Here is a 26,518-nt window from a genome sequence, read left to right as displayed (position 1 = left end):
ATGGGAAAAACATTATACGAAAAAGTGTGGGATGCCCATGTTGTGGCCACCCCGGAAGGGGAAGCTCCCATCATTTATGTGGACCGGCATCTGGTACACGAGGTGACATCCCCCCAAGCGTTTAGCGGCCTGAAAATGGCCGGGCGCAGTTTGCGGGCACCGGAAAAAACCTTTGCCACCATGGATCACAACACTTCAACCCGCAGTGCCAGCCTGGAGGCGTTGAGCCCCATGGCCCGCACCCAGGTGGAAACCCTGCAACAGAACTGCCAGGCGTTTGGGGTGCGCTTGTATGACATCCATAACCCGCGGCAGGGCATTGTGCATGTGATGGGGCCAGAGCTCGGGATCACCCTGCCGGGCACCGTGATTGTGTGTGGCGATTCACATACCGCCACTCATGGCGCCTTCGGGGCGCTGGCGTTTGGTATCGGCACCTCGGAAGTGGAACATGTGCTGGCTACACAGACATTGCGCCAGTTACCCGCCAAGACCATGAAAATCGAAGTGTGCGGGCACGTGGGCGAAGGCATTACCGCCAAAGACATCGTACTGGCCATTATCGGCAAAATCGGCATGGATGGCGGCACCGGATATGTGGTGGAATTTTGCGGCGATGCCATTGAGGCGTTGTCAATGGAAGGGCGGATGACGTTGTGCAACATGGCCATTGAAATGGGCGCCAAAGCCGGCATGGTGGCACCGGATCAAACCACGTTCGATTACCTGCAAGGGCGGGAATTTGCCCCTAAAGGTGCGGCATGGGAGCATGCCGTTGCCGCCTGGCAACAACTGCGCACGGATGCCGATGCCACTTTTGACAAAACCGTCATGTTGCACGCTGCAGAAATTGCCCCGCAGCTGACCTGGGGCACCAATCCCGGGCAGGTGGTGGCCATTGATGAGCCCGTGCCCAACCCCATGGATGAAACCGATCCCGTTGTGCGCGGCAGCATGGAAAAGGCCCTGCAATACGTGGACTTGACACCCGGCACGCACATGACTGACGTGGCCATAAACAAGGTGTTCATCGGCTCTTGCACCAACTCCCGCATCGAGGACTTGCGCAGCGCCGCCGCGCAAATTCGCGGGCGCAAAGTGGCTGCCAGTGTGAATGCCATTGTGGTGCCAGGCTCCGGTCAGGTAAAAGCCCAGGCAGAAGCCGAGGGGCTGGACAAGCTCTTTATGGCTGCCGGTTTTGAATGGCGTTTGCCAGGCTGCTCCATGTGCTTGGCCATGAATGATGATCGTTTGGCACCGGGAGATCGCTGTGCCTCCACCAGTAACCGCAACTTTGAAGGCCGTCAGGGGCGCGGCAGCCGCACCCATCTGGTGAGCCCTGCCATGGCCGCCGCGGCAGCGATTGCCGGTCATTTTGTTGACATCCGCCAGACTGCCGAGGAGAACTAAGATGCAGGCTTTTACTGTTCATACCGGGATTGCCGTGCCACTGGATAACGCCAATGTGGATACCGACCAGATCATTCCCAAGCAATTTTTGTCCAAAGTCACCAAAGACGGCTTTGGGGTGCACCTGTTTCACGACTGGCGTTATCTGGATGATGCTGGCACCCAAGCCAATGCGGATTTCGTGATGAATCAGGCGCGTTATCAGGGGGCATCCATTTTACTGGCCCGGGAAAACTTCGGGTGCGGCTCCAGTCGCGAGCATGCCCCTTGGGCTTTGGCTGATTACGGTTTGCGCGCCATCATTGCCCCCAGCTTTGCCGATATCTTTTATGGCAATGCCATTAATAACGGCTTATTGCCGGTAAAATTGGCACCGGCAGAAGTGGAGCAGTTGTTTGTGGAAGTGGCGGCGACGGCGGGCGCTGAAGTGACCGTGGATTTGGAAGCGCTGGCAGTGATTTCGCCCAGCGGTAAACGCTTTGCTTTTACCCTGGCGCCTTCTGCCCGCCACAAATTGCTGAATGGTCTGGATGCCATCGGTTTGACACTGGCTTACAGTGCCCAGATTTCCGATTATGAAGCGCAAATGCCTGACTGGCGGGCATAAAGATGTTTTGCTGATCATCAAAAGAGCCTGCGGGCTCTTTTTTTTTCGGTGAACATATGTACGGATGGGAGGATGCATCTCTCCCACCAACACCCTCTTGTATGATGAACTACTGTTAGGAAAACTGATATAAATAATATTATTATTTATTTTTCAAAGTGTTATTGCATTACTGCTGATGGCTTTCAGCGAAATCCTGCATCTGGGCAGTGATTTATCCTGTATCATTCCGTTTCAAATAGAGAACGCTTGTTTAGGTTTTTTTGCTTAATAAAGTTATTAATAATCATAAAGTTAATAAACAAGTAGGGTTATCCCCTGCACCCGTCCGTCGACATATTCAGCTGAAACGTACCGTTTATTTTGTTTGAAACAGATGTTTCATACAAGAATATGGCTGTCTTGTGGCCATCCACAGGATAAAAGTCTGAATTTTTTGTGAAGCTTGCAAAGATGTCCTGCAGCGGTAAACTTCTGCGCCACTTCCATTAGAAGTATTTCAACAATTGTACTCAACTACTAGAAGAGAATAACAATGAAGAAACAACAGATTGCTGTAGCATTATCCATGGCGATTTTGGGGATCGCGGCTAACACGCAAGTTTATGCAGCAGGTTTCCAATTAGCTGAATCTTCTGCCACCGGCTTGGGTCGGGCTTTTGCCGGTGAAGGTGCATCTGCAGAAAACGCCTCCGTTCAGGCGCGTAACCCGGCGATGCTGACGTATCTTGAAGGGCGGCAGATGTCCGTGGGGGCCATCTACGTGATGCCTTCTGTCAATACTCCCGGTAACGTCACATTGGCTTCTCCCTTATTACCACAGGCCGTGACGGTTAACGCCGATGTGCTGGATGTGGCCAACAATGCACTGGTACCCAATTTTTATTATTCCAGCCAGTTGAACGATCGCTGGACCTGGGGCTTGGCCGTCAACGCCAACTACGGGCTTTCCACCGAACTGGACGGCACCGCTGCCGCCGCCATTTTCGGTAACAAAACCGCGGTTACCACCGTTGAACTCAACCCCAATATTGCCTACCGCATCGATGATCGCTTTAGCGTGGGTGGCGGCCTGCGCCTGGTGTATGGCGAAGGGGAAATTGGCGCTTCTGTCCCAGGGTGGATTGATGCGGTACGTGCCGTGCCTGGCATCCCCGCTACAGTCGCGGCGGCATTACCGCCTGCCGACACTGAGCTGAAATACATGAAAGGCGATGATTACGGCTATGGTTGGCAGGCCGGTGCCAGCTGGCAGTTAACGCCTGAGCATCGCATCGCCTTGTCTTACCACAGCAAGGTTGATTTGGAACTTGACGGCCATGCCAGCGGTTTGGTGTACACCGGCGGTGCCAATAAAGTGGAAGGGTACCTGCCGCTGGAGCTGCCAGCATTTGCCGAGTTGTCCTCTTTCCATCAGCTAACCGACAACTGGTCCATGCAGGCCAGCATCAACTGGACCGACTGGAGCGTGTTTGAAAAACTGGTGGCCTATTTCCCCGGGGAGCAAAAACCTTTGGGTGACATCAGCAGCGACTTGGTAAAAGAAGAGCACTTCAAGGACAACTGGCGCTTTGCCTTGGGCACCATGTATCGTCTTAACGAAAGCTGGTTGCTGCGTGCCGGTGTGGCACTGGATAAAACCGCCGTGAGTGATGAATACCGCACCATTACCATTCCTGATAGCGACCGTCACTGGGTGAGCGTTGGGGTGGGTTATGCGCCCACTAAATCACTGAACGTGGATTTGGGGATTAGCTACCTGCGCACCCATGGTGCCGCGCCCATCAACGAAAGCATGAACATGATGGATATGGCGCAGGTCACGTTTGATGGCAAGTCCACCGGACATGTATGGCTGGCGGGTTTGCAACTGTCTTACAAGATTTAATCCACAGGCAAATGTCAAAAGCCCTGCAATCGCAGGGCTTTTGTGTAACGGGCGCATCGCCTTGTCTGTGAGGCTATACGTCAATGTCAATGTAGGTTCCCTTGCCTTCCTCAACGGCTGTACTGGCTGAGGCCGGTGCTTGGCGGCGCATCGCCTTGCGGCGCTCTTTGGCAAAGGGACGCTGTTTTTGCCGGCGGTCGCGGCGTACCCGACGCTCATTGGTGACGGGTTGCTGAAATTGCGGATTGTTTTGGTCATACGCCGCCACCGGGGTGGCGCCATTAATCTGCTTGACCCCTTGCTGAGGCTCATAAGTGGCTTTTGCTGTTGGCGCTGTCATGGCATAGATACTGTCTAATCCCATCGCGGTTCCCCGAACATCTCAATGAAAAAATCGCTTAAACATAACCCGTCTAATATGATTATCGGCCAAACGTGATGAAAATTTAGGCACATGTGTAATATTTGTGCAATTTTTGCAAAAGATGGCTTTTATCCCCAAGTGGATTTTTGGCAAAAATCCCCCCAATCACGGCAGACTTTGCCACATCCTGCCCTGCAATGGCCTCAACAAAGCCCTCTATCACGTTAAAAAGCAACAAAATAGTCGTTATTTCCCACAAAAAACCACATTGATAGCCAATTTGGCAAATGGCCAAAACTCGCTGCTAACCCGCTTGGTGACTGGATTTAAACGGGATCCCATCCCTTGACAAGCTTTATTGTCTATCCCTACACTTAGCATTCGTGGGAATTTGTGGGTATTTGTGGATCAAAAAGGATCGGTAAGGGTCTGACAAATGTTTTCCGGAGCTAGCGCACTGAATCTGGACGCCAAGGGGCGGATCGCCATGCCAACGCGATACCGCGAAGCCTTGTGCGCCGAAGATGCGGGAAAGCTGGTGGTCACGGTGGATTTTCAGTCTAACTGCCTGCTCATCTATCCCGCCCGGCAATGGGAAACCGTGCTGGAAAAATTATTGCAATTGTCAGATACCCAACCCCAGGAGCGGGCGCTCAAACGCCTGTTATTGGGGTATGCCCAAGAGTGCCAGTTGGATGGTAATGGCCGCTTTTTGCTAACGCCGCCATTGCGACAATATGCGTCGCTGGATAAAAAAGCCATGCTGGTGGGGCAATTAAATAAATTTGAGCTGTGGGATGAACAGGTTTGGCAGCAGCAGTTGACTGACAGCCTGGATTTGCTCCGTAACGATGGACTGGGCGCCAGTGAGCGGTTGGCGGATTTTTCACTCTGAAGCCACTGAATAACAAAAGAAGAGATTGATGAGTCAGAATTATGCGCACCAGTCGGTTTTGCTGCAAGAGGCAATCGACGGCCTGAACATTCGCCCCGACGGCATTTATGTTGACGGCACTTTTGGCCGTGGTGGCCATTCACGGCAGATCCTCAAACGACTGGGGACTGGCGGCCGTCTGATTGCCATCGATCGGGATCCCCAGGCCATCGCTGCGGCCGAGGCGCTGGCGGATGATGCCCGTTTTTCCATTATTCACGGCGGTTTTGGCGAGCTGGCGCGTTACATGGATGAACTGGGGCTGACGGGCAAAATTGATGGCGTGTTGCTGGATTTGGGGGTTTCTTCCCCCCAACTGGATGACGCCGAGCGGGGCTTCAGTTTTCTGCGTGATGGCCCGCTGGATATGCGCATGGATAACAGCAAGGGCGAAACTGCCGCACAGTGGCTTGCCCGGGCGGATGTGGAAGATATGGCCTGGGTATTCAAAACCTACGGTGAAGAGAAAAACTCCCGCCACATTGCCCGCTGTATTGCCGCGGATCGGGACAAAACCCCTTTTTTGCGCACTAAGGATCTGGCATCACTGATTGAGCGCATCACCAAGCATCGCGAACGCAACAAGCACCCGGCTACCCGGGTGTTTCAGGCCATCCGCATTTATGTCAACAGCGAGCTGGATCAAATTCAACAGGCGCTGGATGGTGCATTGGCCGTGCTGGCTCCCGCCGGGCGGCTGTCGGTCATCAGCTTCCACTCCCTTGAAGATCGTCTAGTGAAGCGTTTCATGCGCCGTTACAGCCAGGCCGCACAAGTTCCTTACGGGTTGCCGGTGACGGAAGCGCAATTGCAGCAGGGGCGTAAGTTGCAAACCATCGGCAAGGCGATAAAGCCTGGCGAACATGAAATTGATGAAAACTCCCGGGCACGCAGTTCCGTGCTGCGGGTGGCCGAACGTTTGGATAACTAACATGGTTACGGCTAAGCAACAGCCTAACTTAGCGCGGATTGTGATGCAGGATATCCTGCATCACAAATGGCTATTGCTGGTGGCGGGTCTGGTACTCGCCAATGCGGTGGCGGTGGTATACACCAGCCACATCAGCCGTCACCAAACCAGCCAGCTGAGCAAGTTGCAACAGGATAGGGATCGCCTTGATATTGAATGGCGCAATCTGCTGCTGGAAGAGCAGTCACTGGCGGAGCACAGCCGTATCACCCGCATTGCCACCAAGGAACTGGATATGGCAAGGCCATTAACCAACCAAGAGATCATAGTGAGACTGCCATGAGAAAACAGGCCAAAAGGATCACTAAACCCCAACCCATACACTGGCGACTCAAGGCGGTGGTGGTGGTGGTGTGCCTGATGTTTTTCTCTTTGATGGCCCGCGCCGCGTACATTCAGGTGATGCAGCCTGAAATGCTGCGCCATGAGAGTGACATGCGCACGTTACGCACCACCTCATCAGAGGTGCAGCGCGGACTTATTACCGATCGCAACGGCGAAATGCTGGCCGTGAGCGTGCCGGTGAAAGCCGTTTATGCCGACCCTAAAGTGGTACACGATGAAAATGGCTTTGCCGACATGCGCCGCTGGCAGGCACTGGCAGATGTGTTGCATCAGCCTGAAAGCCAGTTGTTGCAGCGGGTGAAATCCAATCCCAAGCGCCGTTTTACCTATATTCAACGGCAGGTCACCCCGGCGGTGGCAGATTATATCAAGCAGTTGAAACTTCCCGGCATTTACCTCAAGTCGGAATCCCGCCGTTATTACCCCGCCGGTGAAATCACCGCCCAGTTGGTTGGCATTACCAATATTGACGATGTGGGCATTGAAGGCCTTGAAAACACGTATAACAACTGGCTGACCGGCACCCCGTCCAAAGAGCAGGTGCGTAAATCCCGTGACGGGCAGGTAGTGGAGCGGCTGGGGATCATCCAGCAGGGTGAACGCTCCAATGATTTGGTGCTGAGTCTTGATCAACGCATTCAACAGCTGGCTTACCGCGAATTGAAACGGGCCACCGAGATGTACCAGGCCACCTCGGCTTCACTGGTGATGATTGATGTGCATACCGGTGAAATCTTGGCCATGGCCAATACCCCCTCTTACAACCCCAATGCCCGGGACGAACTGGAAAGTTACCGCATGCGCAACCGGGCGGTAACCGATGCCTATGAGCCCGGCTCCACCGTGAAACCTTTCGTGATGGCCGCTGCGCTGGAAGCGGGGGTGGTGAAACCCGGAGACCTGGTGGATACCTCGCCGGGCTGGATGCGGATTGGCGGGCGCCAAGTGCGCGATGGTCATAATCTCGGGGATATTTCACTGGCCACCATATTGATCAAATCCAGCAACGTGGGGATCAGCAAGCTGGCGCTGGAGATGCCCATTCAGCAATTGCTGGGCACTTATCAGTCCTTGGGGCTTGGCAACTACACCGGCGTGAACCTGACCGGTGAAACCACCGGCCTTATTCCCGACCGGCGCCGCTGGTCCGATTTTGAACGGGCCACGCTGGCCTTTGGCTATGGCCTTACCGTAACGCCGCTGCAACTGGCACGGATGTATGCCACCCTGGGCAGCGGCGGGATTTTGCGCCCGGCATCAGTACTCAAATTGAAACAGTCCCCAGAAGGGGTACGGGTGTTGTCAGAAAGCTCCGCCAGAGAGGTGCTGAACATGCTGGTGGGGGTTACCGAAGCCGGTGGTACTGGCACCAAGGCCCATATTGACGGCTATCCGGTTGCCGGTAAGTCCGGTACCAGCCGTAAGGCGGTGGCCGGTGGTTACGGGGATGATTATGTGGCGCTGTTTGCCGGTGTGGCACCAGCCAATAACCCACGCTTGGCCATGGTGGTGGTAGTGAATGAGCCCAAAGGCGATCATTACTACGGTGGTGATGTGTCCGGCCCGGTGTTCAGCAAGGTGATGTCAGGAGCATTACAAATGCTCAATGTGGCGCCGGTGACCCACAAAGAGCAAGTGCGGCTGGCAGGCACGCCGGGGAGGAAAGAGTAATGCTACTGAAAGATCTTTTGGCCCCGTGGTTTCATTATGCCGGCAGCGAGGAGGTTAACGCCCCCACACTGGATAGCCGCAAAGTGGTTGACGGCGGGCTGTTTGTCGCCATCCCCGGTTTTAAAACCGATGGGCGCACCTATATTGCCGCCGCCTTGGCAAATGGCGCCGCGGCAGTGCTGAAACACACCGACAATCCGGATGACCATGGCGCCGTACACCGGGATGACGGACTGGTGATTGAATTTTTCCGTCTTAACCGCCAAGTGTCGGCACTGGCTGCCCAATATTATGAGCTGCCTGCCGGCAAGCCCAGAATCGTGGGGGTTACCGGTACCAACGGCAAAACCTCCGTGACCCAACTGATTGCCCAATGGGTGGAACTCTATGGCCAGCAGGCAGGGGTGATGGGCACCTTGGGAAATGGCCGTCCGGGCCATTTGCAGGAAACCGGTAACACCACTGCCGATGCGATTACCCTGATGGCCCAGTTCAAGCAGATGAGCCGCACCGGGGTGGAGGTATGCGCCATGGAAGTTTCCAGCCACGGGCTGGTGCAAGGACGAGTGGATGCGGTGCCCTTTGAAGTGGCGGTATTTACCAACCTCAGCCGTGATCACCTGGATTTCCACAAGACCATGGAAGCCTACGCCGCTGCCAAAAAGCGGTTGTTGCGTTTCCCGTCCGTGAAAAAAGCCGTCATCAATCTGGATGATGCCACCGGCTCGCACTGGTTTGATGATCTGGCTGCCGCCCATCTGCTGGGTTTCAGTTTGCATGATGATCCCCGTGCCGCGTTAGTGGCGCAGGCGGCAGATTATCATCACGCTGGGATCAGTGCCCGGGTTCGCTGGCCGGAGGGTGAAGGCCAATTGCAAACGCCGCTGTTGGGCGAATTCAATCTGTCAAACCTGATGGCAGCGTTGTCAGCCCTTTATGCGCTTGGCTATCCGCTGCCGGCACTGCTGGCGCTAGCACCCAAGCTGCGGCCCGTGCCGGGGCGTATGGAGTGTTTTGCCGCCGCCGCTGGTGGTTACGCTCTGGTGGTGGATTATGCCCATACTCCGGATGGTCTTGAACAGGCATTGCGGGCCGCACGCCATCATTGCACCGGGCAGTTGTGGTGCGTGTTTGGTTGCGGTGGCGATCGCGATACAGGCAAACGCCCGGAAATGGGGGCAATTGCCGAGCGTTTGGCAGACCGGGTGATGGTAACCAGTGACAACATCCGCAGTGAGGACCCGCAGCAGATTATTAATGACATTCTGGCCGGTTTGCAGCATCCGCAGCAGGCGCTGGTACAGGTGGATCGCATCCGTGCCATTCGCGATGTAGTCGCCCAGGCCAAGGCGGGTGACTTAATTGTACTGGCAGGGAAAGGACATGAAACATATCAGGAAATTGCAGGCGTGAAACATCACTATGATGAACGGGCGTTGGCCCGGGAACTGAGCGGGGCGCAGCAATGATCCCGCTGACATTGGCCGAGATAACCACTGCGGTGCAGGGGCAATTATTGCCTGGCGAGCACGCCGCGCTGCAGGTCAGGCATGTCAGCACCGACAGTCGGGAGATTGAGGCCGGCAGTTTGTTCATTGCCCTCAAGGGCGAGACGTTCGATGGTCACGATTATGCCCAAACCGCGGTGGCTAAAGGCGCTACCGCCTTATTGGTGAACTGCCGGTTACCGCTGGCATTACCGCAAATCTTGGTGACTGATACCCACAAGGCGTTGGGGCAGTTGGCGGCGCTGGTGCGGCAACGGGTTAATCCCCGCTGTGTGGCGTTAACCGGCTCCAACGGTAAAACCAGCGTCAAAGAGATGGTGGCCACCATTTTGTCGCAGCAGGCCGCAGTGCTTTATACCGCCGGCAATTTTAATAACGACATCGGCGTACCGCTGACCGCCCTACGGCTTGAGCCCCACCACCAGTTTGCCGTGTTTGAGCTGGGAGCCAACCACCCCGGTGAGATTGATTACACCTCGGCCATCGTGCAACCGGATGTGGCACTGGTCAACAATGTGGGCAGTGCCCACCTGGCGGGATTCGGTTCCGAAGCCGGTGTGGCAGCGGCCAAATCAGAGATTTTCAATCATCTTAAGCCCCAGGGCATTGCCGTGATTAATGGTGATGACGCTTACGCCAACGTGATGCGGCAAGCCGCATCCGCACACCGGCAACTGGCGTTTGCCATTGAGGGCGAAGCGCCGCTAAAGGCGATGAACCTGCACCATGATGGCAGCGGCCATTATGGATTTGAGCTGCACTGGCAAGCTGAGGTTCAGCCAGTAATGTTACCCTTGGCCGGCCGCCATCAGGTGTATAACGCACTGGCGGCAACAGCGGTGTGTCTGGGATTGGGGTTGGCGCTGGCCGACATCGCCCGGGCGCTGGCCACCATGGAACCGGTCAAGGGACGGATGCAGCCTACGCCATTGGGGCGCTTTACGCTGGTGGACGACAGCTATAACGCCAATCCCAATTCCGTTAAAGCCGCCATCAACTGGCTGAAAGAAATTGATGGAAATCGAGTTTTGGTACTGGGCGATTTGGGTGAATTGGGCGACAATGCTGCGCTTTTGCACCAGCAGTTGGGGCACTGCGCCCGCGAAGCGGGAATAGACGCACTGTTTTGCTGCGGTGAATTGAGCCAACACACCAGTCGCGCTTTTGCCACGGAACATTATCAGGAAATAAGTCCACTGGTGGACGCATTAATTGCACATCTCAACCGGTTGTCAGGGAAGGTCACCGTGTTGGTTAAGGGTTCGCGAAGCGCGCGCATGGAGCGGGTGGCGCAAGCCCTTGTAGTAGCCTTTGGGCGCGGGGAGTTAGTATAAATGCTGGTTTATCTGGCGGAGTATCTGACCCAGTTTTACACCGGGTTTAACGTGTTTTCGTATGTCACCTTCAGGGCCATTTTAGGGCTGTTGACGGCATTGAGTTTTTCGCTGTGGTTTGGCCCCAAGCTTATCCGCAAATTGCAACTGATGCAGATTGGCCAGGTGGTGCGTAACGACGGCCCTGAATCCCATTTCAGCAAACGGGGCACCCCAACCATGGGCGGTTTGCTGATTTTGGCGGGCATTTTCATCAGCGTGCTGCTGTGGGGCGATCTGGATAACCGTTACGTCTGGGTCATGCTGTTTGTGCTGGCCGCTTTCGGGCTTATCGGCTTTATGGATGATTACCGCAAGGTGATCCGCAAAGACCCCAAAGGGCTGGCGGCCCGCTGGAAATATTTCTGGCAGTCGGTAGCGGCGCTGGTGGTGGCGGTGTATTTGTATTTTTCCGCCGCCGTGCCTGGTGATACCCAGTTTGTGGTGCCGTTTTTCAAAGAGGTGATGCCGCAACTGGGACTGTTTTTCATGGTGCTGGCTTATTTCACCATTGTGGGCTCGAGCAATGCGGTGAACCTCACTGACGGGCTGGATGGCTTGGCCATCACCCCCACGGTGATGGTGGCCGCAGCTTTTGCCTTGGTGGCGTATCTGTCCGGGCATGTGCAGTTTGCTTCTTACCTGCATATCCCCCACTTGCCTGATGCCAGTGAACTGGTGATTGTGTGTACCGCCATTGTGGGCGCCGGGCTGGGTTTTTTATGGTTCAACACCTATCCGGCACAGGTTTTCATGGGGGATGTGGGTTCCCTGTCACTGGGGGCGGCGCTGGGTGCCATGGCGGTACTGGTGCGCCAGGAAATCATGCTGGTGATTATGGGCGGCGTGTTCGTGATGGAAACCGTCTCGGTGATTTTGCAGGTGGGCTCTTACAAATTGCGCGGGCAGCGGATTTTCCGCATGGCGCCCATCCACCACCATTACGAATTGAAAGGCTGGCCGGAACCACGGGTCATTGTGCGTTTTTGGATTATTTCGCTGTTTCTGGTGCTGCTGGGTCTGGCGACCCTGAAGCTGAGGTAGGGATATGAACGGGCGTTATTCACATATTGTGCTGGGATTGGGTGCCACCGGAAAATCCGTGGTGCGTTATTTGATCTCCCAAGGCATTTTGCCCATGGTGATGGACAGCCGCCGCAATCCGCCTTGCGGTGATGAAATCCAGGCCATGTATCCACAGCTGGAATATCACTTTGGCGGTTTTGACTGCCGGGCGCTGGTACAGGCCAAACAGATCATCATCAGCCCCGGCGTGCCGCTGGATACGCCGGAGGTGAGGGTTGCCCTGGACATGGGCATTGAGGTGATTGGGGACGTGGAGCTGTTTGCCCGCGCCATTGCCGAGCGGTCGCCCTGCGTGTTGGCCATTACCGGCTCCAACGGTAAATCCACGGTCACCACGCTGGTGGGCGAAATGCTCAAAGCCGCCGGCTTACCGGTAGCCGTGGGCGGCAATATCGGGGTGCCGGCACTGGAATTGCTGCAGCAACCTGCCAGCTTCTATGTGCTGGAGTTGTCCAGTTTCCAGTTGGAAACCACCCACAGTCTCGACTGCCTGGCGGCCACCTGCCTCAATATCAGCGAAGACCACATGGATCGCTACAGTGACATTGAGGCTTATCGCCGTGCCAAACTGCGCTTGTTCGAGCAAAGCCGTCTGGCGATTTTCAATCGTGATGATGCGCTCACCCAACCGTTGAATCCCATGAACAACAACAGTTTTGGCCTGGGAAATCCGGAAAGTGACGAATGGGGCATTACCGACGGCAAAATCGTGCACGGCAGCAGCGAGATCATGAATGTACTGGATGTCGCGCTGCTTGGCACCCATAACCAGTCCAACATACTGGCCGCTATGGCCTTGGCCGATGCCGCCGGCGTTGACAAAACCGCCATGGCCACGGTGGCCCGTGAGTTCAAGGGGCTGGCTCACCGTTGCGAGCGGGTGGCGGTAAAAGATGGCGTAACCTGGGTCAATGATTCCAAAGCCACCAATGTGGGTGCCACGTTGGCCGCCTTGCAGGGCTTTAGCGACTATCTTGGCGACATCATCCTGATTGCCGGCGGTGATGGCAAAGGGGCTGATTTCAGCACCATGGCAGCTGCCTTGAAAGACGTCAGCACCCTGATAACTCTGGGGCGTGATGGCGACAAGATTGCGGCCCAAAAAGAGGGCGCCATCAAGGTGAATACCATGGCGGAAGCCGTGGCCAAAGCCCATGAAATCGCCAACTCGGGTGACATTGTATTACTGTCGCCCGCGTGTGCCAGTTTGGATATGTACAGCAACTTTATGGCCAGGGGCGATGATTTCCGTCATCTGGTGGAGACGCTGGATGAGCAGCAAGACTGACCAACGACAATTAAACCTGTTTGCCGGCGCCATCAAGTGGCCCTGGTCAAACTGGTTTGCCGAGCGCAGCAATCAGGCCATGCCGTTGTATGACCAGCCGCTGCTATTGGCCATATTGTCGTTAATGGGGTTCGGTTTTGTGATGGTGATGTCGGCTTCCATGCCTGAAGCGCAGAGCCTCACCGGCGATCCGTTCCATTTTGTGGAGCGCCATGTGGGCTACCTGTTGGGCTGTGTGCTGATTTCCGCCGTGGTGTTGCAAATCGACATGCAGCGCTGGCAACAGCTCAGTCCGTTAATGCTGCTGCTGGTGTTTTTCATGCTGATAGCCGTATTGCTGGTGGGCACCTCCGTAAACGGTGCCACCCGCTGGCTAACACTGGGGCCTATCCGCATACAGGTGGCGGAAGTGGCCAAGTTCGTGTTTTCCGTGTATTTGGCCGGCTATCTGGTGCGGCGCCATCAGGAGGTGCGGGAAAATGCCAAGGGATTTTACAAGCCCATAGCGGTGCTGGCCGTATATGCGGTGCTCATTCTGATGCAGCCCGATTTGGGTACCGTGGTGGTGCTGTTTGTGATCACCGTGGGGTTGCTGTTTCTTGCTGGCGCCCGCTTGCTGGACTTTTTCGCGCTGATTTTGGCGGGGATGCTCGCGTTTGTGTCGCTGGTGCTGTTAGAGCCTTACCGGATGCGGCGGGTGACCTCGTTTCTGGATCCGTGGCAGGACCCTTTTGGCAGTGGTTATCAGCTGACCCAATCGTTAATGGCCTATGGCCGTGGTGACTGGTTCGGTCAGGGGCTGGGCAACAGTATCCAGAAATTGGAATACCTGCCCGAGGCCCATACGGATTTCATCTTTGCCATCATCGGTGAAGAGTTGGGTTTTGTCGGCATTGTTGTGGTGCTGGTAGTGTTGTCGTTTGTCTCATTACGGGCGCTGCGCTTGGGGCACCAATGCTTGGCCAGTGAACACACCTTCGAAGGGTATCTGGCCTACGCCATCGGCATCTGGATCTGTTTTCAGACCGTGGTTAACGTGGGCGCCAGCATTGGCATGTTGCCCACCAAAGGGCTGACATTGCCGTTTATCAGCTATGGCGGCAGCAGTTTATGGGTCATGACCGCCGCGGCAATGGTGCTGTTGCGTATCGATTATGAACGGCGTTTGAGCAAGATCCAGGCAGTACAGGGGAGAATGAAATAATGGCGGCAGCTGCACAGGGTAAACGCCTGCTGGTGATGGCAGGCGGCACTGGCGGACACGTGTTTCCGGCGCTGGCCGTGGCCCGGCAGTTGGCGCAGCAGGGCTGGCAGATCCGCTGGCTGGGCACTGCCGAGCGCATGGAAGCCCGGTTGGTGCCACAGCATGGCTTTGATATCAGCTTCATCAATATCAAAGGGGTGCGGGGTAACGGCTTGCTGCGTAAGCTCGGTGCACCCTTCAAGGTGCTGCATGCCATCTGGCAGGCGCTGCGGGTCATTCGCGAGTTTCGCCCGGACGTGGTGCTGGGCATGGGCGGTTACGCCAGCGGTCCGGGCGGTGTGGCTGCCAAACTGGCGGGGATCCCGCTGGTGTTGCATGAACAAAATGCCGTGCCTGGCATGACCAACAGGCTGTTATCCAAAATCGCCGCCAAAGTGCTGTGTGCCTTTGATAACACCTTTACTGACGTGCCGGCCCAAGTGGTGGGCAATCCCGTTCGCGCCGAATTGGTCGCACTGGGAGAAAGCCCCAAAGCGGTCAGTAACGATGCGGTAAAAATCCTGGTGGTGGGCGGCAGTCTGGGTGCCAAGGTGTTTAACGAGATGCTGCCCGAAACCGTGGCCCGGATCAGTCAGTCATTATCGGTCACGGTCTGGCATCAGGCCGGGAAAGGCAATCAGGCCGCCGTGCAGGCCCAGTACCAGCACTGGGGGCAGGATGATCGGGTAAAAGTGACCGATTTCATTGATGACATGGAAGCGGCTTACCGCTGGGCGGATTTGGTGATTTGCCGCGCCGGGGCGCTCACGGTATCGGAGCTGGCCACCGTCGGTTTGCCCGCCATTTTCGTGCCGCTACCCCATGCGGTGGATGATCACCAAACCCGTAATGCCCGGGTACTGGTGGACGCAGGCGCCGCCAAGCTGTTGCCGCAGCTACAACTGAATGTAAGCAGCCTGTCTGCCGCGGTGCAGGCATTGGCGCAAGACCGAACACAATTGGTGCAAATGGGCCAACAGGCCAGAACCGTTGCCGTACTGGATGCCACCACCAAAGTGGCAACCGAGTGCCGTACTCTGGCTGAGAAAGGATAAAGATGACAACAGATGCTGTGAAATACGAACAGGTAAAAGCCTCGATTCCTGAAATGCGTCGGGTTCGGCGCATCCACTTTGTGGGGATCGGCGGCGCCGGCATGGGCGGTATTGCCGAAGTATTGCTTAATGAAGGGTATCAGGTCAGTGGCTCGGATATTGCCCGTAACGGGGTCACGGACCGCTTGTCAGCCTTGGGGGCGCGAGTGGTGATAGGCCACACCGCAGAAGCCGTGACCAATGTGGACGTGGTGGTGGTATCCAGCGCCATTCATCCTGACAACCCGGAATTGCTGGCGGCCAAAGCCAACCGCACGCCGGTGGTGCGCCGGGCTGAAATGCTGGCGGAATTGATGCGCTATCGCCATGGCGTGGCCATTGCCGGTACTCATGGCAAAACCACCACGACCAGTTTGATAGCCAGCATTTATGCCCAGGCAGATCGCGACCCCACTTTTGTGATTGGGGGGCTGCTTAACAGTGCCGGCACCAATGCCCGTCTGGGGCACAGCCGTTACCTGATTGCCGAAGCTGACGAAAGCGATGCCTCGTTTTTGCATCTGCAACCCATGGTGTCAGTGGTCACCAACATTGAAGCCGATCATATGGACACCTACGGCGGGGATTTTGAAAAACTGAAAAGCACGTTTGTGGACTTTCTCCACAACCTGCCGTTTTACGGTGTGGCCGTATTGTGCACCGATGATGCCACCGTTTGCGACATACAGCCGCGCATCGGCCGCCATCTGGTGACTTACGGCTTTAACGGCACCGCAGATGTGCAAGCGCTGGATTTCAGCCAGCAGGGTGGCCAGTGTCATTTCACCGTGCGGCGCAAAGGCAAGGATGATTTGCCCTTGCTGCTGAACCTGCCGGGCAAGCACAACGTATTGAATGCCCTGGCGGCAATTTCGGTGGCCACCGAAGATGACATTGAAGATGAGGCCATCATTAAAGCACTGGCAGAGTTTCAGGGAATTGGCCGCCGCTTCCAGCATTTGGGGGATTACCAGACCCCCAATGGCACCATCATGCTGGTGGATGATTACGGGCACCATCCCAGCGAAGTGGCCGCCACCATTCGTGCGGCCCGGGCCGGTTGGCCGGATGAACGGCTGGTGATGATTTTCCAGCCCCACCGATACACCCGTACCCGGGATCTTTATGAAGATTTTGTGGATGTGTTATCGCAGGTGGACTGTTTATTGATGCTTGAGGTCTACTCCGCAGGGGAAAGCCCCATTGCGGGCGTTGACAGTAAAGCCTTGTGCCGCAGCATTCGGCTCAGAGGGCAGGTGGACCCCATATATGTGGCCACTCCGGAGCAGTTGTCCGACATTTTGCCGTCGGTACTGAAAGACGGCGATCTGCTGCTGACCCAGGGGGCAGGCAATATTGGTGCCGTTTCCCGGGAACTGGCCGGCAACTGTTTGGGATTTTCCAAAGAAAATGCCGACGACAATGTTGCCTGAGAGGCAAAGCGTTCGGGTAACAGCGGCCTTTTTTGACCACGGGGATCGAGCCGATATAATGGCCGCCTTTGTGCCCAGGTGACACGGAATAAGCCAATGACACTGAAGCAAAAATGGCAGAATGGCAAAACCCGGCTGACACAGGTGAACTGGTATCTGTACAGCGGCGTGGTGTTTTTACTGCTGGTGGTGATTGGCTTTGCCGTAGCGGGCTGGAAATTGAATATCCTGCTGAATGATGCCGAGGCGTTGCCGATTGAGGCCGTGGCTATCAAGGGCAGTCGGCAATATACCAGTGATGCTGAAATTCGCAGCGCGCTGCGGGATTTGATGCAACGCAGTTTTTTCAGCGCCGATGTTACCCAGGTGCAACAGGCGCTGGAGCAGCTGCCATGGGTGTATCGGGTGTCGGTACGTCGCGACTGGCCGGCAAAACTCAAGGTTTACCTGCAAGAGCAGGTGCCGGCCGCGCACTGGAATCAGGATGCTTGGCTGAATGAACATGGCGAGGTGTTCAGTGCGCCGCCCAAACCGGGACTGGAGCATCTGCCCTGGTTATCAGGGCCGCCAGCGCGCGGAGGCGAAGTGCTGACCGCCTTCAGGCAGATGGATGAGCTGCTACGGATTAACAGTTTCAGCCTGAAAAAATTGAGTTTGACCCCCCGCCTTGCCTGGGAAGCCGTATTGGGCAATGACATCGTACTGGCATTGGGGCGGGAAGATAAAATATCGCGGATACAACGGTTCATTAACGTATATCCGCAATTGTTGAAGCAGGACAAGAGCATCGCCAGAGTGGATTTACGTTACGACACCGGTCTGGCGGTGGGTTGGCAAGAGCCACAACAAGAGAGTCGGTGATTGATGACCAAGAACCTAGAGAGAAATTTGATCGTCGGGTTAGATATCGGGACTGCCAAAGTCGCGGTGATTATTGGCGAAGTGTTGCCGGATGGCGAGATCAGCATTGTCGGCCTTGGCAATCATCCTTCCCGTGGCATGGACAAAGGCGGCGTTAACGATCTGGACTCCATTGTCCGCAGTGTGCAGCGGGCGCTGGATCAGGCAGAGCTGATGGCCGACTGCCAGGTATCGTCGGTATACCTGAGCATTTCCGGCAAACACATTGCCTGCCAGAACGAAAACGGCATGGTGTCAATTAACGACGAAGAAGTGACACAGGAAGACGTGGAAAACGTCATCCACACCGCCAGATCGGTAAAAATCCCCACAGAACGGCGGATTTTACACGTATTGCCCCAGGAGTATGCCATTGACGTGCAAGAGGGGATAAGAAGCCCCATTGGCATGTCCGGCATGCGCATGGAAGCCAAGGTGCATATTGTCACCTGTGCCAACGATATGGCGAAAAACATCACCAAAAGCGTTGAGCGCTGCGGCCTGAAAGTGGATGACCTGGTGTTTTCCGGCATCGCCTCAGCCGATGCGGTGCTCACTGCAGACGAGAAAGACCTGGGGGTCTGTCTGGTGGATATTGGCGGCGGCACCACGGATATTACCGTGTATACCAACGGGGCGTTGCGCCATTGCGCGGTGATCCCGGTGGCGGGCAATCAGGTGACCAATGATATTGCCAAAATCTTCCGCACGCCGTTATCCCATGCGGAGCAGATTAAAGTGCAATACGCCAGTGCCCGCAGTGCCACGGTGAGCCGGGAAGACAGCATTGAGGTGCCGTCCGTGGGCGGACGCCCGTCACGCACCATGTCACGGCATACACTGGCCGAAGTGGTCGAGCCCCGTTATCAGGAGCTGTTTGAACTGGTGTTCAAGCAGCTCAAAGACAGCGGATTGGAAGATCAGATTGCCGCCGGGATTGTGATCACCGGTGGTACTGCCTCCATAGAAGGCGCGGTGGATATCGCCGAAGCCACATTTGGCATGCCGGTGCGGGTGGCATCACCCTTGCCGGTCAAAGGATTATACGAATATGTGGATCAACCCATTTACTCCACCGGAGTCGGGTTGCTCCACTACGGCGCCCGGCGGGTGATTGAACGTCAGTTCGAACGCCCGGAGCGCCCAGGGGTAACCAGCTTGTGGAATCGGGTCCAGAGTTGGTTTAAAGGCGAGTTTTAACTCGCATTAACGCAGGTAGATGGAGAATAAAGTCATGTTTGAGATCATGGATACTCAAGATGATGCGCTGAGCGATGCAGTGCTCAAGGTCATCGGTGTGGGCGGTGGTGGCGGTAACGCTATCGAGCACATGGTGAAACACAATATTGAAGGTGTTGAGTTCATGGTAACCAACACCGATGCCCAGGCGCTGCGAAAATCAGCGGCAGGCACCACCATTCAGATTGGCCGGGATGTCACCAAAGGGCTGGGCGCAGGCGCTAATCCTGAAGTGGGCCGTGCCGCGGCAGAAGAAGACAAGGAAAGCATTCGGGCCGCCATCAAAGGTTCCGACATGATTTTCATCGCGGCCGGCATGGGCGGCGGCACCGGCACCGGCGCTGCCCCCGTGGTGGCACAGATTGCCCGGGAAGAAGGCATCCTGACCGTTGCCGTGGTAACCAAACCTTTCCCGTTCGAAGGCAAAAAGCGCATGGCCTTTGCGGATCAAGGGATTAGCGAACTGGCAAAACATGTGGACTCGTTAATCACCATCCCCAATGAAAAACTGCTGAAAGTGTTGGGACGCGGTACTTCCCTGCTGGATGCCTTTGCTGCCGCCAACAACGTGCTGCTTGGCGCCGTACAGGGGATTGCAGAGCTTATCACCCGTCCCGGCCTGATTAACGTCGACTTTGCGGATGTGCGCACCGTGATGTCTGAAATGGGTAATGCCATGATGGGCACCGGCGTTGCACGGGGTGAAGACCGTGCTGAAGAAGCTGCCGAAGCCGCTGTTGCCAGTCCGTTACTGGAAGATATCGACCTGGCGGGTGCCCGCGGGGTTCTGGTGAACATCACCGCCGGTATGGACATGAGCATCGAAGAGTTTGAAACCGTGGGTAACCATGTGAAGGCCTATGCCTCTGATACCGCAACCGTGGTTGTGGGTGCGGTGATTGATCCGGAAATGAGCGAAGAGCTGCGGGTGACCGTGGTGGCCACCGGTATCGGTGCCGACAGAAAACCGGACATTCAGCTGGTTTCCAAAAATACCCGCAGTGAACCGATTGTGGATACCCGTGTCGAAACCGTAGTGAAAGAGGAGTCCATGGCAGCGGCGCCTATGATGAAGGGCAATGCCGTACCAGCTTCACAACCACAGCAGGTACCGACACATAAAAACGATGCGGATTACCTGGATATTCCGGCGTTTTTGCGTAAACAGGCAGATTAACGGTTTGTGAGCCGGATCTGATTAATCTGTGTACAAACGCTGATGATTGTCAGGACGGCAGTATTTTTTTGTGAAATGGCTTGATTATGCTAGGATATCCGACCAGTCCAAGGCCTGGTGCGGTTTCTGACGGTAATATTTAGCATTAATTGTTGCAATTTTGACGGGTAACAACATGATTTTTCAAAGAACTCTTGAAAATAAGGTAAAAGCGACCGGAGTCGGATTACATTCTGGCAAGAAGGTTACTTTGACGCTGCGACCCGCGCCGGTAAACACAGGCATCCTGTTGGTGCGTACCGACCTGCAACCCAATGTCACGATTCCGGCCAAAGCGGAAATGGTGCGTGAAACCACCATGTGCACCGCGCTGGTGAACGATGACGGGGTGCGTATTGCCACGATTGAGCATCTGTTTGCCGCTTTGTCCTGCCTTGGCATTGACAACGCCATTATTGAAGTGGATGCACCGGAAATTCCGGTGATGGACGGCAGTGCCAGTCCCTTTGTTTTCCTGCTGCAAAGCGCAGGGATCAAAGCCCAGTCCGCGGCAAAAAAATACCTTCGGCTCAAACATGCCGTACGCGTGGAAGATGGTGATAAATGGGCAGAATTACGGCCTTACAAAGGTTTTAAAGTGGACTTTGAAATCGACTTTGCCCATCCCGAAATCGCCCGTAGTCAGCAACATATGGTCATGGATTTTTCCTCCGCCGCCTTTATCAAGGATATCAGTCGCGCCAGAACCTTCGGGTTCATGCGGGATGTGGAATACTTGCGGGCCAATAACCTTGGCCTGGGGGCAAGTATGGAAAATGCCGTGGTGCTTGATGAATATCGCGTCCTCAACCCCGATGGCCTGCGTTATGAGGATGAATTTGTTAAGCACAAGATTCTCGATGCATTTGGGGATCTTTACATGGCAGGACATGCCATTATTGGTGAGTTCCGCGCTTTTAAAACCGGCCATGCACTGAATAACCGTCTGGTGCGCGCCTTATTGGCACAGCAAGATGCCTGGGAAGTGGTCAGCTTTGATAAGGAAGCCGATGCCCCGGTGAGTTTCAGCATGCCAACCGGCGTGGTGATGGCCTAACTACTCTTTAGTGCCTTGACGGCTGGCTAATGCAGCCAGCCGTTTTAGTTTTTGGCCCAGTGTACCTTCGGTATGTTCGGCCAGCGCATTGATATGGGCCGCTGCAGTTTCACTCAGTGCCCTGTGAGTCACCTTGGGTTTTGTTGCCGCAGGCATCAGTGCTGGGTTGACTTTCACTTCAATAGCGGTAAGCATTGGGAGCGCCTGTGACTGGAGTTGCTGCAATAACTTTCCCTTCTGGAAGTTGATTCTGGCAGCCCAGGCGGATGTGGGTGTTTCAAGTACCAGTACATTCTGGCGTAAATTGGCCACGGTTACTTGGTTTTGTACCGGACCGGTCAGTAGCTGTTTAACGTACTTGTCCAGATACAATAAAAGCTCTGCTCTCTCGGCCAGATCCGGCAACGGGCCTGACTGGTGCACTAACTGACGGAGGTCTTGAGGGCGCTTTTTCATTACGATAATAAGATGGCTTACTGAGGCTATGAGTGTAACAGTTTTTATTCAGGGTCGAAATGGCATGACGCGCTGGCAGCCGGGGAAGTACTGGCTGCTGTTGCCTATGCTGTTGATTGCTGCAGGCGCAGGGCTCTATCAATACAATCATCAGCGATTTGCCTCCCAACAAGCCAGCGTGGATCAAGAGCGGCAGGCCCGCGAGCAGCAGCAAAAGCAAGTTAAACAACTCAAACAGGCCACTGAGTCCCAACTCAGTACTCTGGTGGCACACGTCGCCCGCATGCAGGCAAAACTGACCCGGCTTGAAGCCCTGGGGCAGCAACTGGCACAAAATTACCAATTAGAAGAACAGTTCGATTTTGATAGCGAAGTCGGACTGGGCGGTGGCAGCGATATCGGTGCCACCATCGAGTTAGAGCAACTGATCGCCGATATGGATCGGTTGGCTTCAGGCATTGATAAAAATAACGCTAAGCTGTCACTCCTTGAAACAGTGACTTCCAACCTCAATATTAATGAGGAGCGTTATGTATCAGGGCGTCCGGCCGCAAAAGGCTGGTTATCCTCGCCCTACGGTTTACGCAATGACCCTTTTACCGGCCGTCGAACGATGCATAAAGGCATCGATTTCGCCGGCGCAGAAGGTACGGATGTGATCGCCACAGCAGCAGGAGTGGTGACATGGGCCGGAAAGATGTTTGGTTATGGCAATCTGGTGGAGATTGATCACGGGAACGGGTATCGCACCCGTTATGGCCATAATGAAGCTTTGTCAGTAACTGTAGGTGATGTGGTTGCCAAAGGCGATAAAATCGCCGTTATGGGAAGTACAGGGCGCTCAACCGGGCCCCATGTACACTACGAAGTACTGCGCAATGGTCAGCAAATTGATCCACAAAAATTTGTTTACCGCCGCGCAGGTTAATCGGAATTGGCCGCCAGACTCAGTTGAGACCTGGCCTACAACTAAAAAGTGATTCAGATGTTAGGTAAATTACTGACAAAGATATTTGGTAGCCGTAACCAACGTACCCTCAAAGCGCTTGGGAAAGTCGTTACAAAAATCAACGCGCTTGAAGCGGAATATGAAAAGCTCAGTGATGAGCAACTGAAGGCCAAAACCGCAGAATTCCGTGAGCGTCTTGCCAACGGCGAGTCGCTGGAGCAAATCACCCCGGAAGCCTTTGCAACCGTGCGCGAAGCCTCCAAACGTGTTTTTGAAATGCGCCACTTTGATGTGCAGCTGCTGGGCGGCTTGGTGCTGGACAGCAACCGCATTGCCGAAATGCGCACCGGTGAAGGTAAAACCCTGACCGCCACGTTGCCCGCCTACCTCAATGCCCTTACCGGCAAGGGCGTGCACGTGATCACCGTCAACGATTATCTGGCGCGGCGCGATGCGGAAACCAACCGCCCGTTATTCGAATTCCTCGGCATGACCGTGGGCGTCAACGTGTCCGGCATGGGCCATCAGGAAAAAGTTGCCGCTTATGCCGCCGACATCACCTACGGTACCAATAACGAATTCGGTTTTGACTACCTGCGTGACAACATGGCCTTTTCGCCCCAGGAGCGGGTGCAGCGGCCATTGCATTATGCCCTGATTGACGAAGTCGACTCCATTTTGATTGATGAAGCGCGCACCCCGCTGATCATCTCCGGTGCGGCAGAAGACAGCTCCGAGCTGTACGTCAAGGTTGATAAACTCATTCCCCATCTCATTCGCCAGGAGAAAGAAGACTCCGATGAATTTACCGGTACCGGTGATTTCTCCGTGGATGAAAAAGCCAAACAGGTCAACCTGACCGAACGCGGCCAGGAAAAAATCGAACAACTGCTGATAAAGGCCGGCTTGCTGAACGAAGGCGACTCCCTTTACTCCGCCGCCAATATCTCATTGCTGCACCATGTACATGCCGGCTTGCGGGCCCACAACCTGTTTGAAAAGGATGTGGACTACGTGGTGCAAGACGGCGAAGTGATCATTGTGGATGAACATACCGGCCGTACCATGCCGGGTCGCCGCTGGTCAGAAGGCCTGCATCAGGCGGTGGAAGCCAAAGAAGGTGCCAAGATCCAGAACGAAAACCAGACACTGGCCTCCATCACTTTCCAGAACTACTTCCGCCTTTATGAAAAACTGGCCGGGATGACCGGGACCGCCGACACCGAAGCCTTCGAATTCCAGCACATTTACGGCCTGGATACAGTGGTAGTGCCCACTAACCGCCCCATGATCCGTAACGACATGGCCGATCTGGTTTACCTGACCGCCCAGGAAAAATACGCCGCCATCATTAACGACATCAAGGGTTGTCGCGACCGCGGGCAGCCGGTACTGGTGGGGACGGTTTCCATTGAACAATCAGAGCTTTTGTCCCACCTGCTACAGCAGGAAAAAATCCCTCATCAGGTACTGAATGCCAAGTTCCACGAACATGAAGCGGAAATTGTGGCTCAGGCCGGACGCGCCGGCGCGGTAACCGTGGCCACCAACATGGCCGGTCGTGGTACCGACATCGTATTGGGCGGCAACTGGAAATCGGAAATCGAAGCACTGGAAAACCCCAGTGAAGAGGATATTGCCCGCATTCGTGCCGACTGGCAGCAGCGTCATGACGACGTAGTGGCTGCAGGTGGCCTGCACATTCTGGGTACCGAACGCCACGAATCCCGCCGTATCGACAACCAGCTCCGGGGCCGTTCAGGCCGTCAGGGCGATCCGGGTTCCTCACGTTTCTATCTGTCGCTGGAAGATACGCTGATGCGCATCTTCGCTTCCGAGCGCATGGGCAACATGATGAAAAAAATGGGCATGGAAGAGGGCGAAGCCATCGAACACCCTTGGGTGTCCCGCGCCATTGAAAACGCCCAGCGTAAAGTGGAAGCCCGTAACTTCGATATCCGTAAGCAACTGCTGGAATACGATGACGTGGCCAACGACCAGCGCCAGGTGATCTATTCCCAGCGCAATGCCCTGATGGATGCGGAAAACATTCAGGAGTCCATCCAGGCCATCTGTGCCGATGTGATTAACGGCGTCATTGATCAGTACATTCCGCCTCAGTCAGTGGAAGAACTGTGGGATGTGCCGGGGCTTGAACAGCGTCTTGAACAGGAGTTCGCCCTGCAATTGCCATTGCAAACCTGGCTTGATCAGGAAGATGATCTTCATGAAACCACCCTGCGCGAGCGCATCGTGGAAAAATGGCAGGAAGCTTATGCCGCCAAAGAGCAGATGGTGGGATCCGCAGTCCTGCGCCAGTTTGAAAAAGCGGTCATGTTGCAAACCCTCGATGGTTTGTGGAAAGAACACCTGTCCGCCATGGATTACCTGCGCCAGGGCATTCACCTGCGCGGTTACGCCCAGAAAAACCCGAAACAGGAATACAAGCGTGAATCTTTCGAACTGTTCCAGCAAATGCTCGAGCAGCTCAAGCACGACATGATCAGCATCCTTTCCAAAGTGCAGGTTCAGGCACAAGAAGATGTGGATGAAATGGAAGCGCGTCGCCGCGAAGAGCAGGCACGGGTTCGTCATCAATACCAGCATGCCCAGTCCGAGTCACTTACCGCCGAGGATGAGCCTGCAGCTGCACCGGCCCAGAGCCCGGTGATCCGCCATGGCGAAAAAGTCGGACGTAATGATCCATGCCCCTGTGGTTCAGGTAAAAAATACAAACACTGCCATGGCAAGTTGTCCTAACTGGCCAGGTAACCCATAAAAGGCGAAAGAGGTGACAATATGTCACCTCTTTTTTTTGGCCAAATCCCCGGTGAAAATAGCATCACCATGGCCACCGTTGTGGATAAATCTGGGGATATGCAGTGGGTCACATGTGGCTAAGCGCAGAAGATCCAAAAAGATCGTAATTCTCTTAAAAAAGCCCTTGCGCAATCCTAAATGCTCCCTATAATGCGCCCTCGTTGTCTGGCAACACGGCGCGATTAGCGCTGCGGCGAAAGCCGATGGTTAACCGGAACAACAGGGCAAAAAGCCTTTGTATTCAAACGCTGCATCGCAATTAACCAATTGCGGCAACGAACTGAAAAAAGGGCTTGACGCTAACAACGGGATGTGTAGAATACGCAGCCCTGAGCCGATGAAGTCGGCGCCTTGCAAAGCATGAGAATGCCATCAAGGTTCGCTCTTTAACAAAATATCAAGCAATCTGTGTGGGCACTCACAGTGAAGATACATCGACAACGATTTATCTCATTGAAGAGTGTTCTATATAAGAACAGTCATTCATAGAGTCGCTTCTTAGGAAGCAAAAAACTTTCAATTGAAGAGTTTGATCATGGCTCAGATTGAACGCTGGCGGCAGGCCTAACACATGCAAGTCGAGCGGTAACATTTCAAAAGCTTGCTTTTGAAGATGACGAGCGGCGGACGGGTGAGTAATGCCTGGGAATTTGCCCATTCGAGGGGG

General features: G+C 55.0%; 22 protein-coding genes and 1 rRNA gene. 21 read left to right on the top strand and 2 right to left on the bottom strand.

All coding sequences use genetic code 11. From position 1 onward, the window contains the following. From leuC to ACIDEJ_RS14185, 3 genes are all read left to right on the top strand, one after another. The gene (leuC, locus tag ACIDEJ_RS14195) at positions 1–1,410 is read left to right on the top strand and encodes a 3-isopropylmalate dehydratase large subunit (protein WP_411988726.1); all 1,410 of its coding nucleotides are present in this window, start codon (positions 1–3) and stop codon (positions 1,408–1,410) included. A 1-nt stretch (position 1,411) separates the two neighbouring features. Next, positions 1,412–2,017 carry a 3-isopropylmalate dehydratase small subunit gene (leuD, locus tag ACIDEJ_RS14190; RefSeq protein ID WP_411988725.1) on the top strand — a complete coding sequence of 202 codons (606 nt, stop codon included), beginning with the start codon at positions 1,412–1,414 and terminating at the stop codon, positions 2,015–2,017. Positions 2,018–2,552: 535 nt separating this feature from the next. Then, entirely contained in the window at positions 2,553–3,905 is a 1,353-nt protein-coding gene (locus ACIDEJ_RS14185) for an outer membrane protein transport protein (RefSeq protein WP_411988724.1), read from the top strand. Positions 3,906–3,978: 73 nt separating this feature from the next. Here ACIDEJ_RS14185 and ACIDEJ_RS14180 read toward each other — a convergent pair whose 3' ends face one another. Next, the gene (locus tag ACIDEJ_RS14180) at positions 3,979–4,269 is read right to left on the bottom strand and encodes a hypothetical protein (protein ID WP_411988723.1); all 291 of its coding nucleotides are present in this window, start codon (positions 4,267–4,269) and stop codon (positions 3,979–3,981) included. Between the two features lie 436 nt (positions 4,270–4,705). Here ACIDEJ_RS14180 and mraZ point away from each other — a divergent pair, with 436 nt between their 5' ends. The 15 genes from mraZ (at position 4,706) to lpxC (ending at position 21,626) form a co-directional block, all read left to right on the top strand. Next, positions 4,706–5,164: a division/cell wall cluster transcriptional repressor MraZ gene (mraZ, locus tag ACIDEJ_RS14175; protein WP_411988722.1), complete on the top strand. Its 459-nt coding sequence runs from the start codon at positions 4,706–4,708 to the stop codon at positions 5,162–5,164. Positions 5,165–5,192: 28 nt separating this feature from the next. Then, complete coding sequence (gene rsmH, locus ACIDEJ_RS14170) at positions 5,193–6,134, top strand: 16S rRNA (cytosine(1402)-N(4))-methyltransferase RsmH (RefSeq protein ID WP_411988721.1); 942 nt, start codon at positions 5,193–5,195, stop codon at positions 6,132–6,134. Between the two features lies 1 nt (position 6,135). After that, positions 6,136–6,456, top strand: coding sequence for a cell division protein FtsL (gene ftsL / locus ACIDEJ_RS14165; RefSeq protein WP_411988720.1), 321 nt, complete (start codon positions 6,136–6,138; stop codon positions 6,454–6,456). Next, on the top strand, positions 6,453–8,189 hold the full coding sequence (locus ACIDEJ_RS14160) for a peptidoglycan D,D-transpeptidase FtsI family protein (RefSeq protein ID WP_411988719.1): 1,737 nt from the start codon (positions 6,453–6,455) through the stop codon (positions 8,187–8,189). The genes ftsL and ACIDEJ_RS14160 overlap by 4 nt, the downstream gene beginning before the upstream one ends. After that, the gene (murE, locus tag ACIDEJ_RS14155; RefSeq protein WP_411988718.1) at positions 8,189–9,658 is read left to right on the top strand and encodes a UDP-N-acetylmuramoyl-L-alanyl-D-glutamate--2,6-diaminopimelate ligase; all 1,470 of its coding nucleotides are present in this window, start codon (positions 8,189–8,191) and stop codon (positions 9,656–9,658) included. Before ACIDEJ_RS14160 ends, murE begins: the two co-directional genes overlap by 1 nt. Beyond that, positions 9,655–11,031: a UDP-N-acetylmuramoyl-tripeptide--D-alanyl-D-alanine ligase gene (locus ACIDEJ_RS14150; RefSeq protein ID WP_411988717.1), complete on the top strand. Its 1,377-nt coding sequence runs from the start codon at positions 9,655–9,657 to the stop codon at positions 11,029–11,031. Before murE ends, ACIDEJ_RS14150 begins: the two co-directional genes overlap by 4 nt. After that, positions 11,032–12,114: a phospho-N-acetylmuramoyl-pentapeptide-transferase gene (mraY, locus tag ACIDEJ_RS14145; protein ID WP_411988716.1), complete on the top strand. Its 1,083-nt coding sequence runs from the start codon at positions 11,032–11,034 to the stop codon at positions 12,112–12,114. Between the two features lie 4 nt (positions 12,115–12,118). Beyond that, on the top strand, positions 12,119–13,444 hold the full coding sequence (murD, locus tag ACIDEJ_RS14140; protein WP_411988715.1) for a UDP-N-acetylmuramoyl-L-alanine--D-glutamate ligase: 1,326 nt from the start codon (positions 12,119–12,121) through the stop codon (positions 13,442–13,444). After that, a complete protein-coding gene (gene ftsW, locus ACIDEJ_RS14135; protein WP_411988714.1) occupies positions 13,428–14,648 on the top strand; it encodes a cell division protein FtsW in 1,221 nt (406 codons plus the stop codon). Before murD ends, ftsW begins: the two co-directional genes overlap by 17 nt. Continuing rightward, positions 14,648–15,742, top strand: coding sequence for an undecaprenyldiphospho-muramoylpentapeptide beta-N-acetylglucosaminyltransferase (gene murG, locus ACIDEJ_RS14130; protein WP_411988713.1), 1,095 nt, complete (start codon positions 14,648–14,650; stop codon positions 15,740–15,742). The genes ftsW and murG overlap by 1 nt, the downstream gene beginning before the upstream one ends. Before the next feature lie 2 nt (positions 15,743–15,744). Next, a complete protein-coding gene (gene murC / locus ACIDEJ_RS14125) occupies positions 15,745–17,214 on the top strand; it encodes a UDP-N-acetylmuramate--L-alanine ligase (RefSeq protein WP_411988712.1) in 1,470 nt (489 codons plus the stop codon). Between the two features lie 96 nt (positions 17,215–17,310). After that, positions 17,311–18,075, top strand: a complete 765-nt coding sequence (locus tag ACIDEJ_RS14120; RefSeq protein ID WP_411988711.1) for a cell division protein FtsQ/DivIB — start codon at positions 17,311–17,313, stop codon at positions 18,073–18,075. Positions 18,076–18,078: 3 nt separating this feature from the next. Further along, positions 18,079–19,314 (top strand): cell division protein FtsA, encoded by a 1,236-nt coding sequence (ftsA, locus tag ACIDEJ_RS14115; RefSeq protein WP_411988710.1) that lies wholly within the window; start codon positions 18,079–18,081, stop codon positions 19,312–19,314. 34 nt (positions 19,315–19,348) lie between these two features. Continuing rightward, the gene (ftsZ, locus tag ACIDEJ_RS14110; protein ID WP_411988709.1) at positions 19,349–20,530 is read left to right on the top strand and encodes a cell division protein FtsZ; all 1,182 of its coding nucleotides are present in this window, start codon (positions 19,349–19,351) and stop codon (positions 20,528–20,530) included. A gap of 175 nt (positions 20,531–20,705) precedes the next feature. Next, positions 20,706–21,626, top strand: a complete 921-nt coding sequence (gene lpxC / locus ACIDEJ_RS14105) for a UDP-3-O-acyl-N-acetylglucosamine deacetylase (RefSeq protein WP_411988708.1) — start codon at positions 20,706–20,708, stop codon at positions 21,624–21,626. Here lpxC and ACIDEJ_RS14100 read toward each other — a convergent pair whose 3' ends face one another. Next, entirely contained in the window at positions 21,627–22,082 is a 456-nt protein-coding gene (locus tag ACIDEJ_RS14100) for a DUF721 domain-containing protein (protein ID WP_411988707.1), read from the bottom strand. Positions 22,083–22,110: 28 nt separating this feature from the next. On the opposite strand from ACIDEJ_RS14100, the gene ACIDEJ_RS14095 reads away from it, so the two are divergent. The 3 genes from ACIDEJ_RS14095 to ACIDEJ_RS14085 form a co-directional block, all read left to right on the top strand. Then, positions 22,111–23,010: a M23 family metallopeptidase gene (locus ACIDEJ_RS14095; RefSeq protein ID WP_411988706.1), complete on the top strand. Its 900-nt coding sequence runs from the start codon at positions 22,111–22,113 to the stop codon at positions 23,008–23,010. A gap of 57 nt (positions 23,011–23,067) precedes the next feature. After that, positions 23,068–25,791 carry a preprotein translocase subunit SecA gene (secA, locus tag ACIDEJ_RS14090; RefSeq protein WP_411988705.1) on the top strand — a complete coding sequence of 908 codons (2,724 nt, stop codon included), beginning with the start codon at positions 23,068–23,070 and terminating at the stop codon, positions 25,789–25,791. A 577-nt stretch (positions 25,792–26,368) separates the two neighbouring features. Continuing rightward, positions 26,369–26,518 (top strand): 16S ribosomal RNA (locus ACIDEJ_RS14085); the annotation flags it as partial.

The organism is Shewanella mytili (genome assembly GCF_046765975.1).
In the GTDB taxonomy this organism is placed as follows: Bacteria; Pseudomonadota; Gammaproteobacteria; order Enterobacterales; family Shewanellaceae; genus Shewanella; species Shewanella mytili.
The sequence above is the reverse complement of the archived record's forward strand: the minus strand, read 5'-3'. Positions and strand labels throughout refer to the sequence as shown.

Bases quoted from the DNA above. Each gene is read 5' to 3' on its own strand.
- leuC (WP_411988726.1), top strand. From the start codon at position 1: ATGGGAAAAACATTATACGAAAAAGTGTGGGATGCCCATGTTGTGGCC.
- leuD (WP_411988725.1), top strand. From the start codon at position 1,412: ATGCAGGCTTTTACTGTTCATACCGGGATTGCCGTGCCACTGGATAAC.
- ACIDEJ_RS14185 (WP_411988724.1), top strand. From the start codon at position 2,553: ATGAAGAAACAACAGATTGCTGTAGCATTATCCATGGCGATTTTGGGG.
- ACIDEJ_RS14180 (WP_411988723.1), bottom strand. From the start codon at position 4,269: ATGGGATTAGACAGTATCTATGCCATGACAGCGCCAACAGCAAAAGCC.
- mraZ (WP_411988722.1), top strand. From the start codon at position 4,706: ATGTTTTCCGGAGCTAGCGCACTGAATCTGGACGCCAAGGGGCGGATC.
- rsmH (WP_411988721.1), top strand. From the start codon at position 5,193: ATGAGTCAGAATTATGCGCACCAGTCGGTTTTGCTGCAAGAGGCAATC.
- ftsL (WP_411988720.1), top strand. From the start codon at position 6,136: ATGGTTACGGCTAAGCAACAGCCTAACTTAGCGCGGATTGTGATGCAG.
- ACIDEJ_RS14160 (WP_411988719.1), top strand. From the start codon at position 6,453: ATGAGAAAACAGGCCAAAAGGATCACTAAACCCCAACCCATACACTGG.
- murE (WP_411988718.1), top strand. From the start codon at position 8,189: ATGCTACTGAAAGATCTTTTGGCCCCGTGGTTTCATTATGCCGGCAGC.
- ACIDEJ_RS14150 (WP_411988717.1), top strand. From the start codon at position 9,655: ATGATCCCGCTGACATTGGCCGAGATAACCACTGCGGTGCAGGGGCAA.
- mraY (WP_411988716.1), top strand. From the start codon at position 11,032: ATGCTGGTTTATCTGGCGGAGTATCTGACCCAGTTTTACACCGGGTTT.
- murD (WP_411988715.1), top strand. From the start codon at position 12,119: ATGAACGGGCGTTATTCACATATTGTGCTGGGATTGGGTGCCACCGGA.
- ftsW (WP_411988714.1), top strand. From the start codon at position 13,428: ATGAGCAGCAAGACTGACCAACGACAATTAAACCTGTTTGCCGGCGCC.
- murG (WP_411988713.1), top strand. From the start codon at position 14,648: ATGGCGGCAGCTGCACAGGGTAAACGCCTGCTGGTGATGGCAGGCGGC.
- murC (WP_411988712.1), top strand. From the start codon at position 15,745: ATGACAACAGATGCTGTGAAATACGAACAGGTAAAAGCCTCGATTCCT.
- ACIDEJ_RS14120 (WP_411988711.1), top strand. From the start codon at position 17,311: ATGACACTGAAGCAAAAATGGCAGAATGGCAAAACCCGGCTGACACAG.
- ftsA (WP_411988710.1), top strand. From the start codon at position 18,079: ATGACCAAGAACCTAGAGAGAAATTTGATCGTCGGGTTAGATATCGGG.
- ftsZ (WP_411988709.1), top strand. From the start codon at position 19,349: ATGTTTGAGATCATGGATACTCAAGATGATGCGCTGAGCGATGCAGTG.
- lpxC (WP_411988708.1), top strand. From the start codon at position 20,706: ATGATTTTTCAAAGAACTCTTGAAAATAAGGTAAAAGCGACCGGAGTC.
- ACIDEJ_RS14100 (WP_411988707.1), bottom strand. From the start codon at position 22,082: ATGAAAAAGCGCCCTCAAGACCTCCGTCAGTTAGTGCACCAGTCAGGC.
- ACIDEJ_RS14095 (WP_411988706.1), top strand. From the start codon at position 22,111: ATGAGTGTAACAGTTTTTATTCAGGGTCGAAATGGCATGACGCGCTGG.
- secA (WP_411988705.1), top strand. From the start codon at position 23,068: ATGTTAGGTAAATTACTGACAAAGATATTTGGTAGCCGTAACCAACGT.